At 33.8% G+C, this 22,297-nt stretch carries 16 protein-coding genes; 9 read left to right on the plus strand and 7 right to left on the minus strand.

What is annotated here, in order from left to right; genetic code table 11:
* Positions 1–100 precede the first annotated feature (100 nt).
* Positions 101–1,636: a YifB family Mg chelatase-like AAA ATPase gene (locus ACXX80_RS15640; RefSeq protein WP_458554051.1), complete on the minus strand. Its 1,536-nt coding sequence runs from the start codon at positions 1,634–1,636 to the stop codon at positions 101–103.
* Positions 1,637–1,869: 233 nt separating this feature from the next.
* On the opposite strand from ACXX80_RS15640, the gene ACXX80_RS15645 reads away from it, so the two are divergent.
* From ACXX80_RS15645 to ACXX80_RS15660, 4 genes are all read left to right on the plus strand, one after another.
* Entirely contained in the window at positions 1,870–4,866 is a 2,997-nt protein-coding gene (locus ACXX80_RS15645) for an amidohydrolase family protein (protein ID WP_458554052.1), read from the plus strand.
* A gap of 71 nt (positions 4,867–4,937) precedes the next feature.
* Positions 4,938–6,245: an amidohydrolase family protein gene (locus tag ACXX80_RS15650; protein WP_458554053.1), complete on the plus strand. Its 1,308-nt coding sequence runs from the start codon at positions 4,938–4,940 to the stop codon at positions 6,243–6,245.
* A 9-nt stretch (positions 6,246–6,254) separates the two neighbouring features.
* Positions 6,255–6,632 (plus strand): PH domain-containing protein, encoded by a 378-nt coding sequence (locus ACXX80_RS15655; protein WP_417992109.1) that lies wholly within the window; start codon positions 6,255–6,257, stop codon positions 6,630–6,632.
* 327 nt (positions 6,633–6,959) lie between these two features.
* Positions 6,960–8,276, plus strand: a complete 1,317-nt coding sequence (locus ACXX80_RS15660; RefSeq protein ID WP_458554054.1) for an ammonium transporter — start codon at positions 6,960–6,962, stop codon at positions 8,274–8,276.
* A gap of 251 nt (positions 8,277–8,527) precedes the next feature.
* On the opposite strand, the gene ACXX80_RS15665 is transcribed toward ACXX80_RS15660, so the two are convergent.
* On the minus strand, positions 8,528–10,375 hold the full coding sequence (locus tag ACXX80_RS15665) for a CocE/NonD family hydrolase (protein WP_458554055.1): 1,848 nt from the start codon (positions 10,373–10,375) through the stop codon (positions 8,528–8,530).
* A 579-nt stretch (positions 10,376–10,954) separates the two neighbouring features.
* Here ACXX80_RS15665 and ACXX80_RS15670 point away from each other — a divergent pair.
* Entirely contained in the window at positions 10,955–11,389 is a 435-nt protein-coding gene (locus ACXX80_RS15670) for a GNAT family N-acetyltransferase (protein ID WP_458554056.1), read from the plus strand.
* Between the two features lie 35 nt (positions 11,390–11,424).
* Positions 11,425–12,498 (plus strand): alanine/ornithine racemase family PLP-dependent enzyme, encoded by a 1,074-nt coding sequence (locus tag ACXX80_RS15675; protein WP_458554057.1) that lies wholly within the window; start codon positions 11,425–11,427, stop codon positions 12,496–12,498.
* 144 nt (positions 12,499–12,642) lie between these two features.
* Here ACXX80_RS15675 and ACXX80_RS15680 read toward each other — a convergent pair whose 3' ends face one another.
* Genes ACXX80_RS15680 through ACXX80_RS15690 form a run of 3 tightly spaced genes read right to left on the minus strand, consistent with a single transcriptional unit; the run spans position 12,643 to position 17,300 of the window.
* On the minus strand, positions 12,643–14,676 hold the full coding sequence (locus ACXX80_RS15680; RefSeq protein ID WP_458554058.1) for a protein-disulfide reductase DsbD family protein: 2,034 nt from the start codon (positions 14,674–14,676) through the stop codon (positions 12,643–12,645).
* Positions 14,676–15,986 carry a tRNA lysidine(34) synthetase TilS gene (gene tilS, locus ACXX80_RS15685; protein ID WP_458554059.1) on the minus strand — a complete coding sequence of 437 codons (1,311 nt, stop codon included), beginning with the start codon at positions 15,984–15,986 and terminating at the stop codon, positions 14,676–14,678. Before tilS ends, ACXX80_RS15680 begins: the two co-directional genes overlap by 1 nt.
* 27 nt (positions 15,987–16,013) lie before the next feature.
* Positions 16,014–17,300, minus strand: a complete 1,287-nt coding sequence (locus ACXX80_RS15690; RefSeq protein WP_458554060.1) for an anthranilate synthase component I family protein — start codon at positions 17,298–17,300, stop codon at positions 16,014–16,016.
* A gap of 142 nt (positions 17,301–17,442) precedes the next feature.
* On the opposite strand from ACXX80_RS15690, the gene ACXX80_RS15695 reads away from it, so the two are divergent.
* Positions 17,443–17,847 (plus strand): VOC family protein, encoded by a 405-nt coding sequence (locus ACXX80_RS15695; protein ID WP_458554061.1) that lies wholly within the window; start codon positions 17,443–17,445, stop codon positions 17,845–17,847.
* A 38-nt stretch (positions 17,848–17,885) separates the two neighbouring features.
* Entirely contained in the window at positions 17,886–18,266 is a 381-nt protein-coding gene (locus ACXX80_RS15700; protein WP_458554062.1) for a DoxX family protein, read from the plus strand.
* Positions 18,267–18,345: 79 nt separating this feature from the next.
* Here ACXX80_RS15700 and lpdA read toward each other — a convergent pair whose 3' ends face one another.
* Positions 18,346–19,749 carry a dihydrolipoyl dehydrogenase gene (gene lpdA / locus ACXX80_RS15705; RefSeq protein ID WP_113665525.1) on the minus strand — a complete coding sequence of 468 codons (1,404 nt, stop codon included), beginning with the start codon at positions 19,747–19,749 and terminating at the stop codon, positions 18,346–18,348.
* 151 nt (positions 19,750–19,900) lie between these two features.
* The gene (locus ACXX80_RS15710) at positions 19,901–20,359 is read right to left on the minus strand and encodes an Lrp/AsnC family transcriptional regulator (RefSeq protein WP_417992484.1); all 459 of its coding nucleotides are present in this window, start codon (positions 20,357–20,359) and stop codon (positions 19,901–19,903) included.
* Positions 20,360–20,638: 279 nt separating this feature from the next.
* Between ACXX80_RS15710 and ACXX80_RS15715 the strand changes: the two genes are divergently transcribed.
* Complete coding sequence (locus tag ACXX80_RS15715; RefSeq protein WP_458554063.1) at positions 20,639–21,865, plus strand: aminotransferase class I/II-fold pyridoxal phosphate-dependent enzyme; 1,227 nt, start codon at positions 20,639–20,641, stop codon at positions 21,863–21,865.
* The last annotated feature ends 432 nt before the right edge of the window (positions 21,866–22,297 follow it).

Consider the following 22,297-nt stretch of genomic DNA (forward strand, 5'->3'; position numbering starts at 1 on the left):
CTCATTCCTGCAAGGTCTATTCTTGACCTTGTAGGTATTCTAAATATGTCAAATATACCTACAAGGTATTGAAAACCTTGCAGGATAATATAATTAGCCACTAGCCCAACCAACCATCACGATCCAAACTTCTATATTGAATCGCTTCAGCAATATGGCTCGAAACCACTATTGGGGCGGCATCAAGATCAGCAATTGTTCTTGCTACTTTCAAAATCCTGTCATAGGCCCGCGCCGAAAGATTCAATCGTTCCATCGCCGTTTTTAATAATTGCTTGGAAACATCGTCCAAAGCGCAATATTCCCGAATGTGTTTGGTATTCATTTGGGCATTGTAATGGATATTTTCCATTTGTTCAAAGCGTTCTGTTTGAATTTCTCTCGCCGCAGTCACTCTTTTCCGAATATCAACACTGCTTTCGGCTTTTTGATCTTCGGATAATTTGTCGAAAGGAACGGGTGTCACTTCTATATGAATATCAATTCTATCTAATAAAGGTCCCGAGATTTTACTCAAATAACGTTGCATTTCGTGTGGCGATGAAGTTTGTGGCGAATCCGGATCGTTGAAGAAACCACTCGGACTCGGATTCATACTCGCCACCAGCATAAACGAGGATGGATAAGTAACCGTAAACTTGGCTCTGGAAATAGTCACTTCTCTATCTTCCAGCGGTTGACGCATCACTTCTAAAACGTCTCTCTTAAATTCCGGCAACTCATCCAGAAACAAAACGCCGTTATGCGCCATAGAAATTTCACCCGGTTGCGGATAACTTCCCCCTCCAACTAATGCAACATTCGAAATTGTATGGTGCGGACTACGAAACGGACGTTGATTCATCAAACCTACTTCCTTTAGTTTTCCTGCAACACTATGAATTTTAGTGGTTTCTAATGCTTCACGCAACGTCATGGGCGGCAAAATACTGGGTAATCGCTTGGCTAGCATTGTTTTTCCGGCTCCTGGCGGACCAATCAAGATAATATTATGTCCTCCGGCAGCCGCAATTTCCATGCAACGCTTGATGCTTTCCTGTCCTTTGACATCCGAGAAATCGAATTCAGGAAAGTCTAATGTTTTATAAAATTCGGCTCTGGTATCAATTGTTGTTGGTTCCAGCGTTCCTTTTCCTTCAAGAAAATCAATCACTTCCTGAACATTTTCAACTCCATAAACATTTAAACCTGCTACTATTGCAGCTTCTTTTACATTTTGCTTTGGAAGAAAAAAACCTTTAAAACCTTCTTCTTTGGCTTTTATCGCAATTGGCAAAGCACCCCTTATAGGTTGAAGACTGCCATCAAGGGAAAGTTCTCCCATAATAATATATTTATCAACATCCTCGGCATTGATTTGCCCAGATGCCACCAAAATTCCGATAGTTAAAGTCAAGTCATACGCAGAGCCTTCTTTGCGCAAATCAGCGGGAGCCATATTGATGGTAATTTTTTTTCCGGGCATAGCGTACCCATTATTTTTAAGCGCTGCCGCTATTCGGTAACTACTTTCCTTTATGGCATTGTCTGGCAAGCCAACTAAATGATAACCAATCCCTTTATCAATATTTACCTCAACAGTAATTGTTGTGGCTTCTACTCCAAAAACTGCACTTCCAAAAACTTTAACTAGCATCTGTATTTATTTGATTCTAAAATTAGAGAAAACTTTTCTTATTATTATAAGAAATCCTACAGAACTTCCAATAAAATAGTGAATAACAAGAAATCTTCAAAAAATACTCAAAATACTTTGGTAAACAGCCTGTTACTATCCATTTTTCGTAAAAAACAAATGTTAAAAGTAAAAAAATTGAAGGTATACTATTAACATTTTTCTACTTTTAAAAAATAATTAGAAACCACACTATGAAAAAAATCTTACTCCTACTCTTTTTCAGTTTTTTACTGCCAAAAACCTACGCACAGGAATACTTTCCGAATAACGAAAGTGTTCAAAACAAAAACACCAATTTTACCGCTTTTACCAATGCGAAAATTTATATAACGCCTACACAAGTTATTGAAAAGGGAACATTACTGATTCAAAACGGAAAAGTCATTGGCGTTGGAGCTAACATTTCCATTCCAAAAAACTGTATGACAATCAATCTGGACGGAAGATCCATTTATCCTTCATTTATTGATATGTACACTAATTTTGGAATCGAAAAACCAAAAGGATTTAGCAGTACTGAAAGAAATCCGTTGTATGACACCAAAAAAACAGGACATTACTGGAATGAAAGTATTCGCTCAGAAGTAAATGGATATGAAAGCTTTAAATACGACCAACCTAAAGCCGAAGAATTATTAAAAGCAGGATTTGGTATCGTAGGAACTCACGTTCAAGACGGAATTGCTCGCGGATCAGGAACGTTGATTGCTTTGAATAATTTTGATAAAAGCAACCAATTATTGTCCGATAAAGTAACCAATCATTTTGCTTTTACTAAAAGTGCCACAACAAATCAAGCCTATCCCAGTTCATTAATGGGAATGATGGCATTATTACGCCAAATGTATTATGATTTAGACTGGTACAAAAAAGGAAATGCGACAACCAAAGATTTATCCTTGGAAGCCTTGTCAAATAATGAAAAACTAGTTCAAATATTTGCTTCTGAAGATAAATTAAACAGCTTAAGAGCTTCAAAAATAGCCAAGGAATTTGGGTTAAATTATATATTGAAAGGTAACGGAAGTGAATTTGAACGCATTGAGGAAATCAAAAAAACAAATTCGAAATTTATAATTCCAATCAATTTCCCTGAAGCGTATGATGTTTCTGACCCAAATCAAGCGAACCAAATGGAATTGAAAGATTTGCGTTTTTGGAATCAAGCACCAACCAATCTTAAAGTTTTATCTGATAATGGAATTGTTTTCGCTTTGACGACTGACAAGTTAAAGAAGATGGAAGATTTTAGACCTAATCTTTTAAGAGCCATCAAATATGGTTTTGATAAAACAAAAGCGTTAGAAGCATTGACTACAATTCCTGCTGCTCTTTTAGGGAAAAGCAATGAAATGGGAACTTTGAAAACAGGAAGTTTAGCCAACTTTGTGATTACATCCGGAGAAATTTTCGAAGAAAAAACAGTTTTGTACGAAAACTGGGTTCAAGGGAACAAATTTGTTGTTAATGACATTGCAACGAAAGACATTCGTGGAAATTATGATTTGACCATTAATACCGAAAAATACAAATGGAAAATTGATGGCGAAATTGCTGCACCAAAATCTGAGGTGACAACAGTTGATAATAAAAAAATAAAATCAAAACTTACGTTTACCAATAACTGGATTTCAACAGTAATCAAACCTATCGATTCTACTAAAACCAGTTTCACGAGATTAATTGGATACGTTGAAGACAATCAGACTCTTTCAGGAAAAGCAGTTTTATTCAATGGAAATGAAGTAAAATGGTCAGCAGTAAAAACATCCCCTTTTGTAAAAGCTATCGATTCCTCAAAAATCGAAAAGAACAATGCAATTATGCCTATAACATTTCCTAATGTTGCTTATGGTAATTTAAAAAAACCAATTGCAGAAACTCTATTATTCAAGAATGCTACAGTTTGGACCAATGAAAAAGACGGTATTTTAGTAGAAACCGATGTATTGGTTAAAAACGGAAAAATTGCTTCAATTGGAAAAAATATTTCTGATGCTTCAGCAACAATTATTGATGCCAAAGGCAAACATTTAACCAGCGGAATTATTGATGAACATTCTCATATTGCTATTTCTAATGGTGTAAATGAAGGCGGACATAATTCCAGTGCCGAAGTAACCATTGAAGATGTAGTAAATTCAGAGGATATTAATATCTACAGAGATTTAGCCGGTGGTGTTACCATTTCTCAATTATTACACGGTTCAGCAAATCCAATTGGTGGACGTTCAGCGATTGTAAAATGGAAATGGGGTGCTTCAGCAGATGAAATGCTTTACAAAGACCAACCTGGTTTTATCAAGTTTGCTTTGGGAGAAAATGTAAAACAAGCCAACTGGGGAATTACTAATCCTACTCGTTTTCCTCAAACAAGGATGGGTGTTGAACAAGTTTTCACGGATTATTTCCAACGTGCCAAAGAATATGATATGGCTTGGAAAGCCTACAATGCTAGTGGTAAAAAAGCAAAAGAAAATGCTCCAAGAGTAGATTTGGAACTACAAACATTGGCCGAAATATTAAATAAAAAGCGTTTCATTACTTGTCACTCTTATGTACAATCTGAAATTTTGATGTTGATGAATGTCGCGGAGAAATTTAATTTTAAAGTGAATACGTATACCCACATTCTTGAAGGATATAAAGTTGCCGATAAAATGAAAGAACACGGTGTTGGAGCCTCAACGTTCTCAGATTGGTGGGCTTATAAATTTGAAGTAAATGATGCAATCCCTTTCAACGGACCTATTATGCACAATGCAGGACTTGTGGTAGCCTACAACTCTGATGATGCCGAAATGTCAAGAAGATTGAATCAAGAAGCAGCAAAAGCAGTAAAATATGGTAATATTTCAGAAGAAGATGCATGGAAATTTGTAACACTGAATCCTGCTAAATTATTACATATCGATGATAAAGTAGGAAGTATAAAAGTGGGTAAAGATGCAGATATTGTATTGTGGAATGCCAATCCGTTATCTATTTATGCAAAAGCTGAAAAAACATTAATTGAAGGCGTAGTCTATTATGATGCTCAAAAAGATGAAGAACAAAGAGTAGCTATTGCTAAAGAACGAAATGAGTTGATTGGTCAATTATTACAAGAAAAAAACAAAGGAATGATCACTCAAGAGGCTAAAAAGACAGAGAAAAAAGAATACCACTGTGATACTATGGAAGAATAGCCGAATGATTTGAATTTCAAAAAACCGAGCTTTTACAAAAAAAGCAAAGCAATTTTTAAAAACATATAAATATGATTAGTAAAAAAATATATCTTTTAGTGTTGGTCTGTAGCATCTCAATACTTGCAAGAGCACAACAAACACCAGCCGCTAAGCAATCTAAATCTGTTTTGATTCTTAATGCCACGGCACATTTAGGAAATGGCGAAATAATCGAGAACAGTGCTATAGGATTCGTTGATGGAAAAATTAATTTAGTAGCAGATGCAAGAGTGATTCGTCTTGCAGAAGGCGCCTATAACATAACTATTGATGCCGCAGGAAAACATGTTTATCCTGGATTTATTGCACCAAATTCAACACTGGGTTTAGTTGAAATTGACGCCGTAAAATCATCAGATGATGAAGATGAGATTGGGACTATGAATCCTAATGTAAGGAGTATTATTGCCTATACAGCTGACTCTAAAGTAATAGAAACTGTACGACCTAACGGTATTTTGATGGCTCAAATCACGCCACGTGGGGGAACTATATCTGGTTCTTCATCAATTGTTCAATTAGATGCTTGGAACTGGAATGATGCACTAATAAAAGAAAATGATGGAATTCATGTTAACTTCCCTACTAGTTTTAGAAGATTAGGTTCCCGTTTTGAACCAGGAGGTATTGAAACCAATAAGGATTATGCAAAACAAGTTTTAGAACTGTCTGCTTTTTTAGCTAATGCCAAAGCATATTTAGGTGATAGTTCAAAAGATCGAAATTTGGTTTTAGAATCTACAAAAGGATTATTTGATGGAAACCAAACGTTATTTATTCATGCCGATGAAGAAAAACAAATTATCGATGCTGTACAATTTGCAAAAGAAAGTGGAGTAAAAAAGATGGTAATTGTTGGCGGATACGAAGCTTATAAAACAGCTGAATTACTACAAAAAAATAATATTGGAGTATTGCTTAAACGAGTTCATGAAATGCCAGAAAATGATGATCATGATATCGATTTACCATACAAAGCAGCCAAATTATTAACCGACAAAGGTGTTTTGATAGGTTTAGAAAATAGCGGTGCCCATGAAAGAATGAATACTAGAAATTTACCGTTTTTAGCCGGAACATGTGCTGCTTATGGTCTAGACAAAGAGCAAGCTTTACAATTAATAACATCAAATACTGCAAAAATATTGGGAATTGATGCGCAATGTGGTACATTAGAGCAAGGAAAAGATGCTACATTATTCATTTCCGAAGGTGATGCTTTAGATATGAGAACCAATAAATTGACTAATGCCTTTATACAAGGGAGAATGATTAGTCTGGAAACGCATCAAACCAAGCTGAACGAAAGATATAAAACAAAATACAATCAAAAATAAATTAAAATAATGGGACTATTTAATGCCATCTTAGGCAATGCATCTGAAGTAAACATTGAAAATGTTTCGAAAGAATTTGAGCCAATCTTAATTGATGGAGAAAGAATTGAAAAAGCGTATAAGCTTATTCGTGACATGTTTATTTTTACCAACAAAAGGCTGATTTTAGTCGAAAAACAATTGGTTGGAAGCAAAGTTGATTATATGTCAATACCCTATTCCAGCATTAAGAAATTCTCAAAAGAAAGTGCAGGAATATTAGATTTGGATGCCGAACTAAAAATTTGGCTAAACCACGATAATAATCCAATTGTAAAACAATTTGGAAAAGGCGGTAATAACATCAATGAGGTTTATAAAATTTTAAGCATGCATACGTTAAAATAAGCATATCATTTATATTTTAAAGGCACTAATTGCAATCCATGCAATTAGTGTCTTTTTAGTTTAAACCCTTATTCATTGCAAAAAGATGTCGAAAAACCAGAATAGGATTTATAATCTTTCGGGCAATAAGCAGTTTTAGTTATCAAAACATAATATTTCATTAACCTAACTTTAACAAATTATAAATTTTAACTTCATATTATACTATACCCACAATAAAAAGGGGTGCACATTGTTTAAATCATAAAAATAAAACATTCAACTGCTTTTATAAAGGGGTATATTAATGATTTTTATATTTTTATCGAAATTTAAAACTAAAAAACAATGAGAAAAATTATTTTAAGTGTGATATTAATCACAATCTTGGTATTAACCCTTTTTTCAAATTATTTCCTAACAGATAGCCCTGCACCCACAGAAGCTGTAAAATTTGACACTGGCGATACCGCTTGGATGATTGTTGCCACAGCACTTGTATTAATCATGACTCCTGGTTTAGGTTTCTTTTATGGTGGAATGGTAGGCAAAAAAAATGTCATCAGTACCATGCTTCAAAGTTTTATGGCTATGATAATTGTAACCGTTTTATGGGTTATTATCGCTTTTGGATTGTCATTTGGTCCAACAATAGGTGGCGTTATAGGAAATCCTATCCCGAATTTATTCTTTCAAGGTGTAGGTACTAATACATCATGGAGTCTTGCTCCTACAATCCCGTTTATGTTATTTGCTTTATTTCAAGCAAAATTCGCCATAATTACCCCAGCTTTAATTACAGGTGCTTTTGCTGAAAGAATTCGTTTTTGGGCTTACCTCTTATTTATGGTTTTATTTATATTACTTATTTATACACCATTAGCGCACATGACGTGGCATCCAGATGGTATATTTTTTAAAATGGGAGTGCTAGATTTCGCCGGTGGAACCGTTGTTCATATGAGTGCTGGATGGGCTGCATTAGCAGGAGCCATTTTTTTAGGAAAAAGAAAAGCACAAAAACCTAATCCTGCCCGTATCACTTATGTATTATTAGGAACTGGATTATTATGGTTTGGATGGTTTGGTTTCAATGCTGGATCTGCATTAGGTTCTAACGGCTTAGCAGTCCAAGCGCTTGGTACTACAACTGTTGCAGCTGCCGCAGCTGGAATGGCTTGGGTATTTCTTGACAAAATTCTTGGCCACAAACTTTCTGCAATGGGAGCTTGTATTGGTGTAGTTGTCGGTTTAGTGGCTATCACTCCTGCTGCAGGATTTGTGAGTATTCCACACGGAATGTTCATAGGAGCTTTTGCCAGTATCGTTAGTAATTTGGTAGTTAGAAGTTTCCACAAAGGAAAAATTGATGATGCTTTAGACGTATTCGCTTGTCACGGTGTTGGCGGAATGGTTGGTATGTTATTAACAGGCGTGTTTGCTTCTAAAACTGTTAACTCAGTGGTAGGAGATAATCAAGGACTTATATTTGGTGATGCTACATTATTTTTAAACCAATTAACTGCTTTAGTTATAGTTTCAGTATTTGCATTTTCATCGTCTTATTTCCTTTTCTTTATTGTAAATAAAATTACCCCACTTCGTGTAAGTGAAGAAAAAGAAGAATTAGGTTTAGATATTTCTCAACATGGTGAATTTTTGTAAATCATCTTAACATAAATTAACTCTCTGAAGTTCAGAGAGTTTTTTTTTGCTCTAAAGTCACTTAAAGAAAGATGATTTTTGCAGTCTGTCCAATTTCTTTAGACAAGAAAAAACATTTTTAAAAAACATTTTTTGCCAGACTAGTTTAGTCAATATCATTTAAAAAACAAAATCCCAATCTTAAAAAAAAGATTGGGATTTTGTTTTACGTAAAGTCAAATGCTTGTTTAGCACACGACACGATTACCATTTTATTTCAAAACAGTAAACTCAATTTTTGAATCATTATAAATTCTATGAGTTTGCTTTTGGAAATCCTCTGGTTTAGCATAAAATATATTATCAACAAACGTTTGTGGATTCAAATCAATAAACGGGAACCAAGTGCTTTGAACCTGAATCTGGATTTTATGCCCTTTTTTAAAAGTATGAAAAACATCTTGCAACTTTAAATTTACAGGTGTTTTCTCATTAGCAACAAAAGGCTCAGGTTTTGAAAAACTATTTCTGAAACGTCCTCTCATAACCTCACTACGTACCATCATGTGATAATTACTCATTTTCAAATATGGAGCAACGTCTTTTGTTTCTGGTTCGTCATTAGGAAATACATCAACAACTTTTACAATCCAGTCCGCATCTGTTCCTGTAGTAGAAACTTGTAATTTAGCCAATATTTCTCCTGCTAATGTGGTATCGTCAGTCAAAACCTCGGTTTCAAAAACAATCACATCTGGACGTCTCGCAGCAAAACGCTGATCATCCGTCATATATTTCCTTGGTGTAAGACCCGCTTGTTTGATATCTTCAGAATAAGGAACCGGTTTCTTAGGGTCACTAATGAACTCCTCAAAAGAAATATTTCGCTTCGCCAATTTTGTCAATTGATTTCCTTGCAAAAAGAAATCTTGTTTTTCAGTATTTTGAGGAGGCCAATTTTCATACGTCTTCCACTCTTTCCTTCCAGTATCAAAAACATAGGCTTCTGGTAATTTATTTTCACCTTTACCATTATTTTTTAAGAAATGACGGAAGAAATTAGCTTCTATATTTTTTTGATAATAACCTGAAATACTATCTCCAAAATTAATATTACCAATCACTTGTTTTGCTGAATTTCTAGCCCAATCACCGTGGCTCCAAGGCCCCATAACGATTGTGTTGTAGTTTTTACTACTCTTTTCAATGGTAGTGTAGGTATTTAATGGACCATATAAATCTTCGGCATCAAACCAACCTCCTACAGTCATTACCGCTGGTTTAATATTGTTCAAATGTTGTAAAATTCCACGTTTCTGCCAAAAATCATCATAACTCGAATGGTCTTTCAGCTGTTGCCAAAATTCATCTTCCTTACCGTAATATTTATCTAAATTAGATAAAGGGCCTGCCTCCAGGAAAAACTGATAATCATCATTTGTCCCAGTATTCGCAAATTTATACCAAGGTTCTGTAGTACGCTTTGTTTTTTGAGGACCAAACAACGGTGTTACTTTCCAATAACTCAACAAATAGGCTCCATTATGATGAAAATCATCGAAAAAGAAATCGGCTATACACGCTTGAGGTGAAACCGCTTTCAAAGCTGGATGATTGCTCAACAAAGAATATGTAGCGTAAAATCCGGGATATGAAATTCCCCAAGTTCCAACATTTCCGTTGTTATTAGCCACATTTTTGACCAACCAATCTATCGTATCATAAGTATCCGAAGCTTCATCGGTATCTTTTTTTCCTTTTTTATTTGAAATAAAGCCGCGCATATTATCGTATAATCCATCGCTCATAAACCTGCCACGAACATCTTGATAAACCACAATATATCCTTCTTTCATCATCGTCTCACTGGGAGAAATACTTCTTTTGAACTGACCTTCTCCATAAGGACCAGAATTATAAGGCGTTCTTTGCATTATAATCGGATATTTTTTAGAAACATCTTTGGGAGTGTAAATAGAAGTAAATAATTCTGCACCGTCGCGCATTTTTATATGTACTTCTTTTTTTGTGTAATTTTCAGAAACATAATTTACTTTATTGTCTTGAGCAAACAGGACTGCACCAATAAAAAAAAGAGAAATACTAAGTAGTTTTTTCATGAATTTTTTGAATTAAAATAGTTTTTAAAGATAAAAAATCTCACTGATTATAGTATCCTTATTCCAACTTTTTTAAAATTCATATATCGACTTTGATAAGATGAAAAAGTAGCAATTGACGCTGTTTATAATAGCTCATTATTCAACGCTTTCACATCAATAGTTTATTCATTTATGTATTCAAACTAGCAACTATTTCTGCCAGATAATTCTTTGTCTTTGCCTTGAATTATTTAAATTATCAACTTATAAAAGGATCTTTTTTACTTATAAAAAAGTCATTTTACTCATTTTAAGAGCTGTTTTCAGATAATTCGCCTTATATTTGTAAAACACCAAATTATTTTTTGTGCTTATTAAAGTCACTTTTTGTGCACTTTTAACCCAAAATTAAATCCCTTATTTCAGAAATCATTCTGAAAAAATCATCTTTTTTTGTAGTTTACTACATCATCGCCTTTTGGAAAAATTCCATTTACAGGCTATTAATTAACCGAAAAAAATAATACTATTTGATTTTCTATTTAGAAAAATCATTAGCATGGCTACAGCTCATGTTTAACACTAAATTACTTTAAAATGGAATTCAAACAAATTAATGACACTACCGGAGAAGATACAATATACACCCATAAAATTATAGCACTTTTCCTTTATACCCATTTAGAACAATATGGCGACACTATTGAAGACATTCAAAAATGTATTGATTATGTCATGAATCCTGACAAAGGAGGAAATATTGTTGTGGGAATCGAGGAACAGAAAATCGTAGGTGTTGTTATTTTAAACAACACTGGAATGAAAGATTACATTCCAGAAAATATTTTGGTTTACATCGCTGTAAACAATAGCCAACGCGGTAAAGGTTTTGGAAAACAGTTGATGCAAAAAGCCATATCAATTGCCGAAGGAAATATTGCACTGCATGTAGAACCTGATAATCCTGCAAAAAAACTATACGAAAGTTTAGGTTTTACTAATAAATACCTGGAAATGAGACTGACTAAATAGTTCCGTCTTAAACAACTTGTTTTAAATCATCAGAAATGGCTTTTATAAAATTATATCGAAAAAAATTACAGGAAAACTATCAGTTTTTAGATGAAACATTTAAATCTAGAAATATTGAATGGGGTGTAGTTTCAAAACTGCTGTGCGGAAATAAAATTTACCTCAAAGAAATCATTGCTTTAGGAGTGCGTGAAATTCATGATTCCAGAGTGAGTAATTTGAAAAAAATTAAAGCACTAGATCCTGAAATTCAAACTGTTTATATAAAACCACCTGCAAAACGAAGTATTGAAAGCATTGTTAAGTATGCCGATATCAGTTTTAATACTGAAATCTATACCATACAACTACTTTCAGATGAAGCGGTGAAGCAAAATAAGACGCATAAAATCATCATCATGATTGAAATGGGAGACCTTCGCGAAGGCGTTATGGGGGAAGAATTAATAGACTTTTATGGTACAATTCTAAAAATGCCAAATATCGAAATCTCTGGTATCGGGACGAATTTTAATTGCCTCAGCGGCGTAATGCCAACGCAGGATAAGCTAATTCAATTGAGTTTATACAAGCAATTAATCGAAGCTAAATTCAATATCAGTATTCCGTTCGTCTCCGGAGGAACTTCGGTTACAATACCGTTACTCCTAAAAAATGCCCGACCAATGGCCGTGAATCACTTCCGAATAGGAGAAGCACTCTTTTTTGGGAAAGATTCATTTACAGGAAATACCATCGAAGGAATGCACAATGATGTTTTTAAATTATATGCTGAAATCATCGAAATTACTGAAAAACCGAATACGCCAACAGGCGAATTAGGCGAGAATGTAGCTGGAAATTCGTTTTCAATGGACGATGTCACCGATTTAGGAATTACTTCGCTGCGAGCCATTCTAGATATTGGCTTGCTAGACATGCAGCCACAATATATCGAATCTGATGATTCGGATATTACTATTGTAGATGCCAGTTCCGATATGTTGGTTATCGATATTTCTAATTCTAAAAAGATGTATAAAATTGGAGACTTAGTTGCTTTTCAAATACGATATATGGGCGCTTTGTATCTTTTAAATTCTGATTACATCGAAAAAATAATCGAATAAAAAAATTTCCTGTCTACAGCTAAAATATAACAATTACATTTAGTAATAAATACTAAATTCAAAAACAAATTGCACTAATTTCCAAAGATTACTTCTTAGAAATTAGTGCAATTTACGTTTGCTATTTTGTCCAAATGCTACGCTTTATTTAGCCTTTTTAAAGCGATCAATTCCTTCTCTCAACCAGCCTTTATAAGCATTAATATCCGAGTTATAACTTTCCGGTTTATCAGATAACATATTTTCTTCTACATCGATAACTATGTAATACGGTTGCGCGTTGGCTTTGTATCTTGTAATTTGGAAATCACTCCATTTATTTCCAACACTTACAATTTCTTTGCCCGTTTCTTTTGATACATATTGCTCATTTTTGGGTAATTCTCTTTTATCATCCACATACAAAGAGATTAAAACCACTTCGTCTTGTAAAATTTTTAGAATATCAGGATCAGACCAAACATAATCTTCCATTTTTCTGCAATTCACACAAGCATATCCTGTAAAATCCAGTAAAATGGGTTTATTTACTGATTTGGCATAAGCCAATCCTTTTTCATAATCTTCAAAAGCGATAAGATCATGTGGGCCTAAATGTGCGCCTTCCGGCAAAATTTGAGCTGATGCATTCGAACCACCTTTTGAATTTCCTACTCCGTACGGACTTTCACTATACGTCATTGGAGGCGGGAAACCAGAAATTAATTTTAATGGTGCTCCCCAAATTCCGGGAATCAAATAGATGGTAAAAGCCAAAACTACTAATCCAAAAGACAATCTTCCTACTGATATATGACTCATCGGGCTATCATGCGGAAGCGTAATTTTTCCGAATAAATAAAAGGCCAATGTTCCAAAAATAGCAATCCAAATTGCCAAGAACACTTCTCTTTCCAAGAAATGCAATTGTAAAACCAAATCCGCATTTGACAAAAATTTGAATGCTAAAGCTAATTCTAAAAATCCTAAAACTACTTTAACCGTATTCAACCAACCACCGGATTTTGGTAAAGAATTCAACCAACCTGGAAACATGGCAAACAACATAAATGGTAAGGCTAGAGCCAATGAAAATCCAAACATTCCAACAATTGGTGCAATTCCACCTTTAGACGCAGCTTCGACTAAAAGTGTTCCTACGATAGGTCCGGTACACGAAAAAGAGACAATTGCTAATGCCAAAGCCATGAATAAAATTCCAATTATTCCGCCTCTATCCGCTTGATTATCGACTTTATTTGCCCAAGAATTTGGTAACATAATCTCAAAAGCTCCTAAAAATGACGCCGCAAAAGTGACTAACAAAACAAAGAAAATAATATTAAACCAAACATTTGTAGACAACGCATTCAGTGCATCTGCTCCAAATATCCAGGTCACTAAGAATCCTAAAACAACATATATGAAGATGATTGCAATTCCATAAATAATAGCATTTCTAATTCCTTTTGCTTTTGTTTTACTTTGTTTGGTAAAAAAACTGACCGTCATAGGAATCATCGGGAAGACGCAAGGCGTAAGTAATGCGGCAAATCCAGATAAAAAAGCGATAAAGAAAATAGACCATAATCCTCTTTGCTTGGAAGGTTTGGTATCGAGAACGGGAACTTTTTCAGCCGTAACAACTTCTTCTTTATTTACATCTGCATTTGTAACAGCAGTGTCAACTTTAGCTGAATCTATTGTAGTCAAATCTGATGCTGCAGTAGGTAATTCCGCTGTTTTTGCAGTGGCAGGAATGGTAAACGTAAAACTCTTCTCTAAATTGATACATGCTTCTTTACAAACCTGATAATTCAAATTGACTTCAATTTTTGTAATCTTTGGGTTTGTTATCGTGATTTCTTGTTGAATTTGAGCTTTTTTCTCAAAGTACGTTTCGTTCACTTCAAAAACATCATTGAAAGCAGTTGTGGTTTTGCTTTCTTTGGCTTTGCCTACTAAATTAAAATTTCCTTTTTGATTTTTGAAAATAATTTCCAAAGGCAAAGATCCTCCTTCAGCTGTAAATTGGGAATATAAATGCCAATCTTTTTCTATGATTGCATTAAAAGTAAGAATATAATTATTCTCAGATTTTTTTTCTATTTTGGTAGTCCATTTTGCAGGATCAAGAATTTGGGCATATCCATTGGCAAAAGCCAAAAAAGCAATAAGTATAAATAGTAGTTTCTTCATTATTCTAATTGTATTTTAAGTATATTCTTTGTTGTGTTCTCTATTCTAAAACGTTCATCCTGACGAAGTCCAATAATCCAAACTATTTGATTATTCGAACATAAAAGCCACGAATTTTCTTTTTCTAGCAAGGATAATTTTTCATCTTTAAAAAGCTTACTCACTTTTTTAGATTTACCATTCATCCCAAAAGGCTGAAAACTATCGCCCTCATTCCAATGGCGTAAAACTAAAGGAAATTGCAGTTTATCAGCATCAACAAAGATAGCTGAGTTCGTTGTTAAACTAATGTCCGCTACTTTACAAAACGTAAGATTTAAGGGAATATTAACTTCTTTTTGATTTTCATCAATAAAATATTCCTCCTTTTCATTTACGAAATTTATAGGACTTAGGATTAAAGAATCTCTGTCTTTCAATAATCTATATTCTGGCGAAAAAACGTATTTACCAGATTGGCTTTCGACCAAATCATAAATATCATCCCAAGCCGAAAATCCAAATTCTTTCAGCCATTGGTACAAATACGATTTGTAATTGGGTAATTTTTTTAATTTTATAAAATCAAAATAAATAGTATCCTCCTCTTGTTTAGCTACTTGCTGATAAATCATAATCGAAGCATCTTCAACCATCACTTGTGCTTCTTGCAAATACGTTTGCGTTTTATGAAAGGAAGAAAGAAAATTGGGATTCAATTCCTTTAACATCGGAACCAAATGATGGCGAATTTTATTCCGAAGGTATTTATCCGATGCATTACTGCTGTCTTCGCGCCATTTAATATTATTTAATTTGGCGTATTCTTCCATTTCTTCTTGGCTAAATGCCAAAAGCGGACGAATTACTCTATCGTTTTGTTCCGGAATTCCAGTTAAACCTTCTAATCCAGTTCCACGACTCAAATTGATTAGGAACGTTTCCAGATTATCATCGGCATGATGTGCCGTAAGAATATAATCGAATTTTTCAGTTTCTAATAATTCATAAAACCAGTTATATCGCAACTCACGAGCGGCAACTTGCGTAGAAACTTTATAATCTTCTGCGAAAGCTTTAGTATCAAATTGTGTTATAAATACCTGAATATCATTTGCGGAAGCATATTCCTGGACAAAATTTTGGTCTCCAAAACTTTCCATTCCGCGCAATTGAAAATTACAATGTGCTATTCCTATTTTATAATCCAATTGCTGAAACAAATGCACCATTACCATGCTATCTTTCCCGCCGCTTGTGGCAAGAAGTATTTTTTTTCCGCTCAAGAACTGGAAATTAAGAAGAAGGTGGTTTTTGAATTTCTGTAGCATGTTCAAATTTAAATAATTCGTTTGGATTTAACTCAAAACTTCTCGCATCGCTTTTGCTTTAAGCAAACATTCCTCATATTCCTTTTCAGGAATGGATTGTGAAGTGATGGCACTTCCAACTGAAAAAGAAACGTATTTTTTTTCTTGATTGTACAAAATGCTTCGGATAACAACATTGAAATCAAAATCACCGTTTGGTGTAAAATAACCCACGGCACCGCTATACAACCCGCGTTTTGTTTCTTCCAACTGTTCAATGATTTTCATCACCGAAATCTTTGGTGCTCCAGTCATACTTCCCATAGGGAAAGTGGTTTTTAAAACATCAACAACAGAATATTGCGCATCTAACTTTGATGTAATTGTAGAAATCATTTGATGGACTTGCAAAAAAGAATAAATTTTGCATAACTCTTGTACTTCAACTGATCCTTTTTGTGCCGTTCGAGACAAATCATTCCGCACTAAATCCGTTATCATAATATTTTCGGATCGTTCTTTTGGATCTAAAGCCAATTGTTTTTTTGATTTTTCATCTTCAATTGGGTCTGAAAATCGTTTCGCAGTTCCTTTAATGGGTTGCGAAATAATACGTTCTCCTTCTTTTCTTAAATAACGTTCCGGTGTCGCCGAAAGCAAAAAATGGTTGTTGTTTTTAAAAAAAACGGCAAATGGAGGCTGAGAAATTTCGTTGAGTTTTATGAACTTTTCTATGGGATCAATCGTTGCGTTTTCAGCAAAAAACTCCATACAGAAATTGGCTTCATAAATATCACCCTGATGAATGTGCTCCAAGACTTTTGAAACTTTTTGAAGATATTTTTTCTTCGGAATCCGTTGTTGAATAGTTACTAATGCTTCTATTTCGACTTTTGACTTTCGACTTTCTACTATAATTTCAAAATCTTCCTCTACTTCATCATCACACATATTGAGATATTGAATTTCAAGTTGATTCCCTTTTAATAAAAATAACTTTTTAGGTTGAAAGAAATACAAATCCGGAAATTCTAATCCGTCCAAATTAGTTGATTGCAACTGCTCAATATCATTTTTTAAATCATACGATAAATAACCAAAAAGCCAATCTTTGGTATTTTGCTGGTATTGTTTTAAATCCTCAAAAGCATTGTGATAATCTGTTTTTATTGAAGTAAAAGCATCAACGGCGAGAATACAATCATAACTGGAAAAATTTTGTGGATAATCATTACTGTCCAAATAAATGATTTCTCGAAACTGTTGAGACCAAAATAAAAGCTGTTCTTTAAACAGTTTTGGATTAGAAATGGACTTGTAAATAGAAGTTCTCAAAAAGTGTTGGTATTTAAAATTCAAAATTACAACAAAAAATAAACCTTCAATAACCGATTTTACTAAAATTAGCTTATTTTTTTGTAAATTTGATAGTGCGTGATCAGTTTTAGATTATTTAAATCATTAAATCATTCCCGTTATGGCTTCAAAAGTTTTCCTCAATTTAGCTGTTAAAGACCTTAAAAGATCCATTGATTTTTTCACTAAACTTGGATTTTCTTTCAACCCACAATTTACTGATGAACAGGCCACTTGCATGATTGTTGGAGATAATATTTTTGTGATGCTTGTTATTGAACAACGATTTAAAGACTTTACCAAAAAAGAAATTTGCAACGCCCATAAAAATACCGAAGTATTAATTGCAATAGATGCTGATAGTAGAGAAAAAGTAGATGAAATGGTAAAAACCGCAGTAGATGCCGGTGGTTCAATTTATATGGAGCCGCAAGATCACGGATGGATGTACGGACATAGTTTTGCCGATTTAGATGGGCATCAATGGGAAATTATGTATCTGGATGAAAGTGCAATTCCCCAATAATTATTCTAAAATATGTAACCTTTAAAAAACCATATACTATGAAAATTGCAATTATTATTATCCGAACCTTAATTGGACTTTTGCTTCTTTATGCGTCTGTTAGCTTTTTTCTAAAACTAGCACCAGAACCAGAAGTTACTGGAAATTTCAAAGCTTTTAATGTGGGTTTAGTTGCATCTACTTATATCTTGCCATTAGCAAAATCAATAGAATTCCTTTGTGGATTATCGTTTCTTACAGGACGCTATGTTACATTAGCGAATCTATTAATCCTACCAATCACCTTAAACATATTATTTATTAATTTTTTCTTATCCCCTGAAGGACTACCAATCGCTGTGTTCTTATTTTTAGGCAATCTGTTTTTAATTTACAGCCATTGGGAAAACTATAAAGGTTTATTTGTAGCAAAAGGCTAATTAAACTAAACTCATAACAACGAAGAAACCCGCTCAATAGAGCGGGTTTCTTTATTTTATAGAAAATGCAATTAACTAATTACACATGTAAAGCTCTATTATCAGTTGCTGCTAAAGCTGCCTCTTTTATTGCTTCAGCAAATGTTGGATGTGCATGAGACATTCTTGAAATATCTTCAGCAGATGCTTTAAATTCCATTGCTGTAACCGCTTCAGCAATTAAATCTGCGCAACGAGCCCCAATCATGTGAACGCCTAAAACTTCATCTGTTTTTGCATCAGCAAGAATTTTTACAAATCCGTCTAAATCTCCACCAGCTCTGGCGCGACCTAAAGCTTTGAAAGGAAAACTTCCTGATTTATAATCAACACCAGCTGCTTTCAATTGCTCTTCCGTTTGTCCAACAGCAGCTACTTCTGGCCAAGTATAAACAACACCCGGAATCAAGTTATAATCAATATGCGGTTTTTGACCTGCTAATATTTCGGCAACCATAGCTCCTTCTTCTTCGGCTTTGTGCGCTAACATTGCGCCACGAACTACATCTCCAATTGCATAAATATTTGGAATATTAGTTTGCAAATGATCGTTGACTTCAACCATTCCTCTATCTGAGATTTTCACTCCTGCTTTATCAGCATTTAATCCATCTGTGTATGGACGACGTCCTACAGAAACTAATGAGTAATCTCCTTCCAGCGTAATTGTTTCTCCTTTTGCATTTTCAGCTTGAACTACAACTCCTTCGCCATTTCTTTCCACTGATTTCACTTTGTGCGAAACGTAGAATTTCATGCCTTGTTTTTTCAATACTTTAGTCAATTCTTTAGACAATGAAGCGTCCATTCCAGGAATGATTCTGTCTAAATATTCTACAACAGAAACTTGCGCTCCCAATCGTAAATACACTTGACCTAATTCGATTCCGATAACTCCACCACCAATAATTACCAAATGTTTTGGCACTTCTTTAAGTTTCAAAGCTTCTGTAGAAGTAATAATTCTTTCTTTATCAATTTTGATAAATGGCAAAGAAGAAGGTTTAGATCCTGTAGCAATAATGATGTTTTTAGCTTCGATAGTTTCAGAAGTTCCATCCGCTTTTGCAACAGCAACATGTGTAGCATCAACAAATGAACCCAATCCTTCCAGAACTGTAATTTTATTTTTGTCCATTAAAAATTTGACACCACCTGAAGTTTGATCGACAACAGCTTGTTTGCGTGCAATCATTTTTTCAAGGTTTACTTTTACTTCTCCAGAAAGTTCAATACCGTGATCTGCAAAATGAGCAATTTCACTGTAATGATGAGAAGAAGCAAGCAATGCTTTTGAAGGAATACAACCTACATTCAAGCAAGTTCCTCCAAGAGTGGAATATTTTTCGATAATTGCCGTTTTGAAACCCAACTGTGCACAACGAATAGCTGATACATATCCGCCTGGTCCAGAACCTATAATGACTACGTCAAATGAACTCATAGTATATTTTTTTATGGTGTTTTTATAAAATGTTGCACAAAATTAAGGAATTAAGTTTTGTTTAAAGTTTAATTGCAAAGGTTTTTTGTTACGAATTTTTAGTAATTAACATTTACTTATCCTTAAATAGCACTTTAAATTCACATTTATTCTAAATATCAACAATTGTCGTGTTTTTTACTTCACTAATCATGAATGTACTGTGCGTACTTCCAATATGCTCCAATGTTGTGAGTTTTGTAACCAAAAATTCTCGATAGGCTTCCATGTCTTTTACTACTATTTTCAAGATATAATCATAATCTCCACTCACATGATGGCATTCAATCACTTCCTTAAGTTGTATCACTTGGCTTTCAAATTTAGCGATAAACTCTTTCGTATGCTGAATCAGTTTGAGGTGACAAAAAACAACAAAACCTTTTTCTACTTTCGAACGATTCACTAAAACTACGTATTTATCGATAATGCCTTCTCTTTCTAGTTTTTTTATTCGTTCGTAAACGGCAGTAACCGAAAGATTAAGCTTTAAGGACAGTTCCTTGGTTGTTTTTTTACTGTCTTTTTGTAATAAAAAAAGCAACTTTTTATCTACTAAGTCTAATGTCATTTTTATTGAGAATTTGAATTGAAATAAAATCTATATAAATCCTATTGAGGAAGCTAATTTAGAAAATTAAATTGAATTTTTTATGTTTTATAGTTTTAAAATCTAATAATAAATAATAGCATTGATTATTAATCTATAAAACTGTTATTTTGAATAGATTTAATCAAGATCGAAATCACCTAGCCCTGATAGCAGCAGCATCCTTTTACTTTTTTCTTTAAAAAGTAAAAGATAAAGCGAATAGCAGGAATAGCTTCAAATAACAAAAAAAAAACAACTATGAAAAATTTCAATCCCGCAGACAACATTCAGGATTTACAGTACTTTGGTGAATTTGGTGGTGTAAATCCATCGATTTCAGACTCATCAACCTATACTTTTCTTTCGGCAAAGACAATGTTCGATACATTTGAAGGTAATATGGAAGGATGCTACTTGTATTCCCGTCATTCTTCACCGAGTAATTTGTACTTAGACAAAGCCTTGGCCGCAATGGAAGGAACAGAAACAGCAAACGTCTCAGCTTCAGGAATGGGAGCAATTACTCCTACTCTATTGCAGTTGTGTGGAACGGGTGATCACATTGTTTCTAGTAGAACAATTTATGGTGGAACATATGCTTTCTTGAAAAATTTTACGCCTCGATTAGGTATCAAAACCACTTTTGTTGATATCACAAAACTTGAGGTTGTAGAAGCAGCTATTACTCCAGAAACTAAAGTTTTATATTGCGAAACGGTGAGTAATCCTTTATTAGAAGTAGCTGATATTGCCGGTTTGGCAAAAATTGCAAAAAGACATAATTTAAAATTGGTTGTCGATAATACTTTTTCTCCATTATCAGTTTCTCCTGCAAAATTAGGTGCTGATATTGTGATTCACAGTTTAACAAAATACATAAATGGAAGTAGTGATACTGTGGGTGGTGTAACGTGTGCTTCGCAAGAATTCATTGACAGTTTAAAAAATGTAAACAGTGGAGCCAGTATGTTATTGGGACCAACAATGGATAGTTTGCGTTCTGCCAGCGTGATGAAAAACTTACGCACACTACATATCCGAATGAAACAACACAGCCAGAATGCGATGTATCTTGCAGAACGTTTTGAAAAAGATGGCCTAAAAACAGTTTATCCAGGTTTAAAAAGTCACCCAAGTCATGAATTATATTCAGGAATGATAAATCATGAATATGGTTTTGGCGGAATGATGACTTTAGACGTAGGAACTTTGGAAAAAGCTAATGCTTTAATGGAATTGATGCAAGCCAAAAATCTAGGCTACCTTGCTGTAAGTTTAGGATTTTATAAAACCTTATTTAGCGCGCCGGGAACTTCAACTTCAAGTGAAATTCCAATGGAAGAACAAATAGAAATGGGATTGACTGATGGCTTGATTCGATTCTCCATTGGTTTAGATAATGATATTGAAAGAACGTATCAAATGATGAAGCAATGTATGATAGAATTGAATGTGCTGACATCAGAATCCGTTTTGGCAGAATAGTATATTTAGTATATAATTTGAAAAAGCAGCAGACTATTTTGCTGCTTTTTTATTACCTATTTTTAGTAATAAAGATTTATTAAGTCAAAAAGGATTGAAACCAATACTATTAGAATATCGAGTACTTCTATGCTCGTTATTAGATCTAATTAACATCTACATAAATTATTTCTAAATATTTTAAATTTCAAAAAATATTTAACACATTGAAAATCAACACCATAAAAATAAAAACTAATTTCGATATGTAATTTATTTGAATATTCAATCGCTATTAATTTGTTACTATACACATTATCTAATACTTATTGAACACAAAAAAAACCATTAAAAAGAACGCGTTTTTAAAGAAAGTTTACCCATCTAGTCATTACCTAACGCTGGTAGCAGTGTAAAACAAAAAAGCCTATCTTTTCAGATAGGCTTTTCAAA

Source organism: Flavobacterium sp. GNP002 (assembly GCF_054343795.1).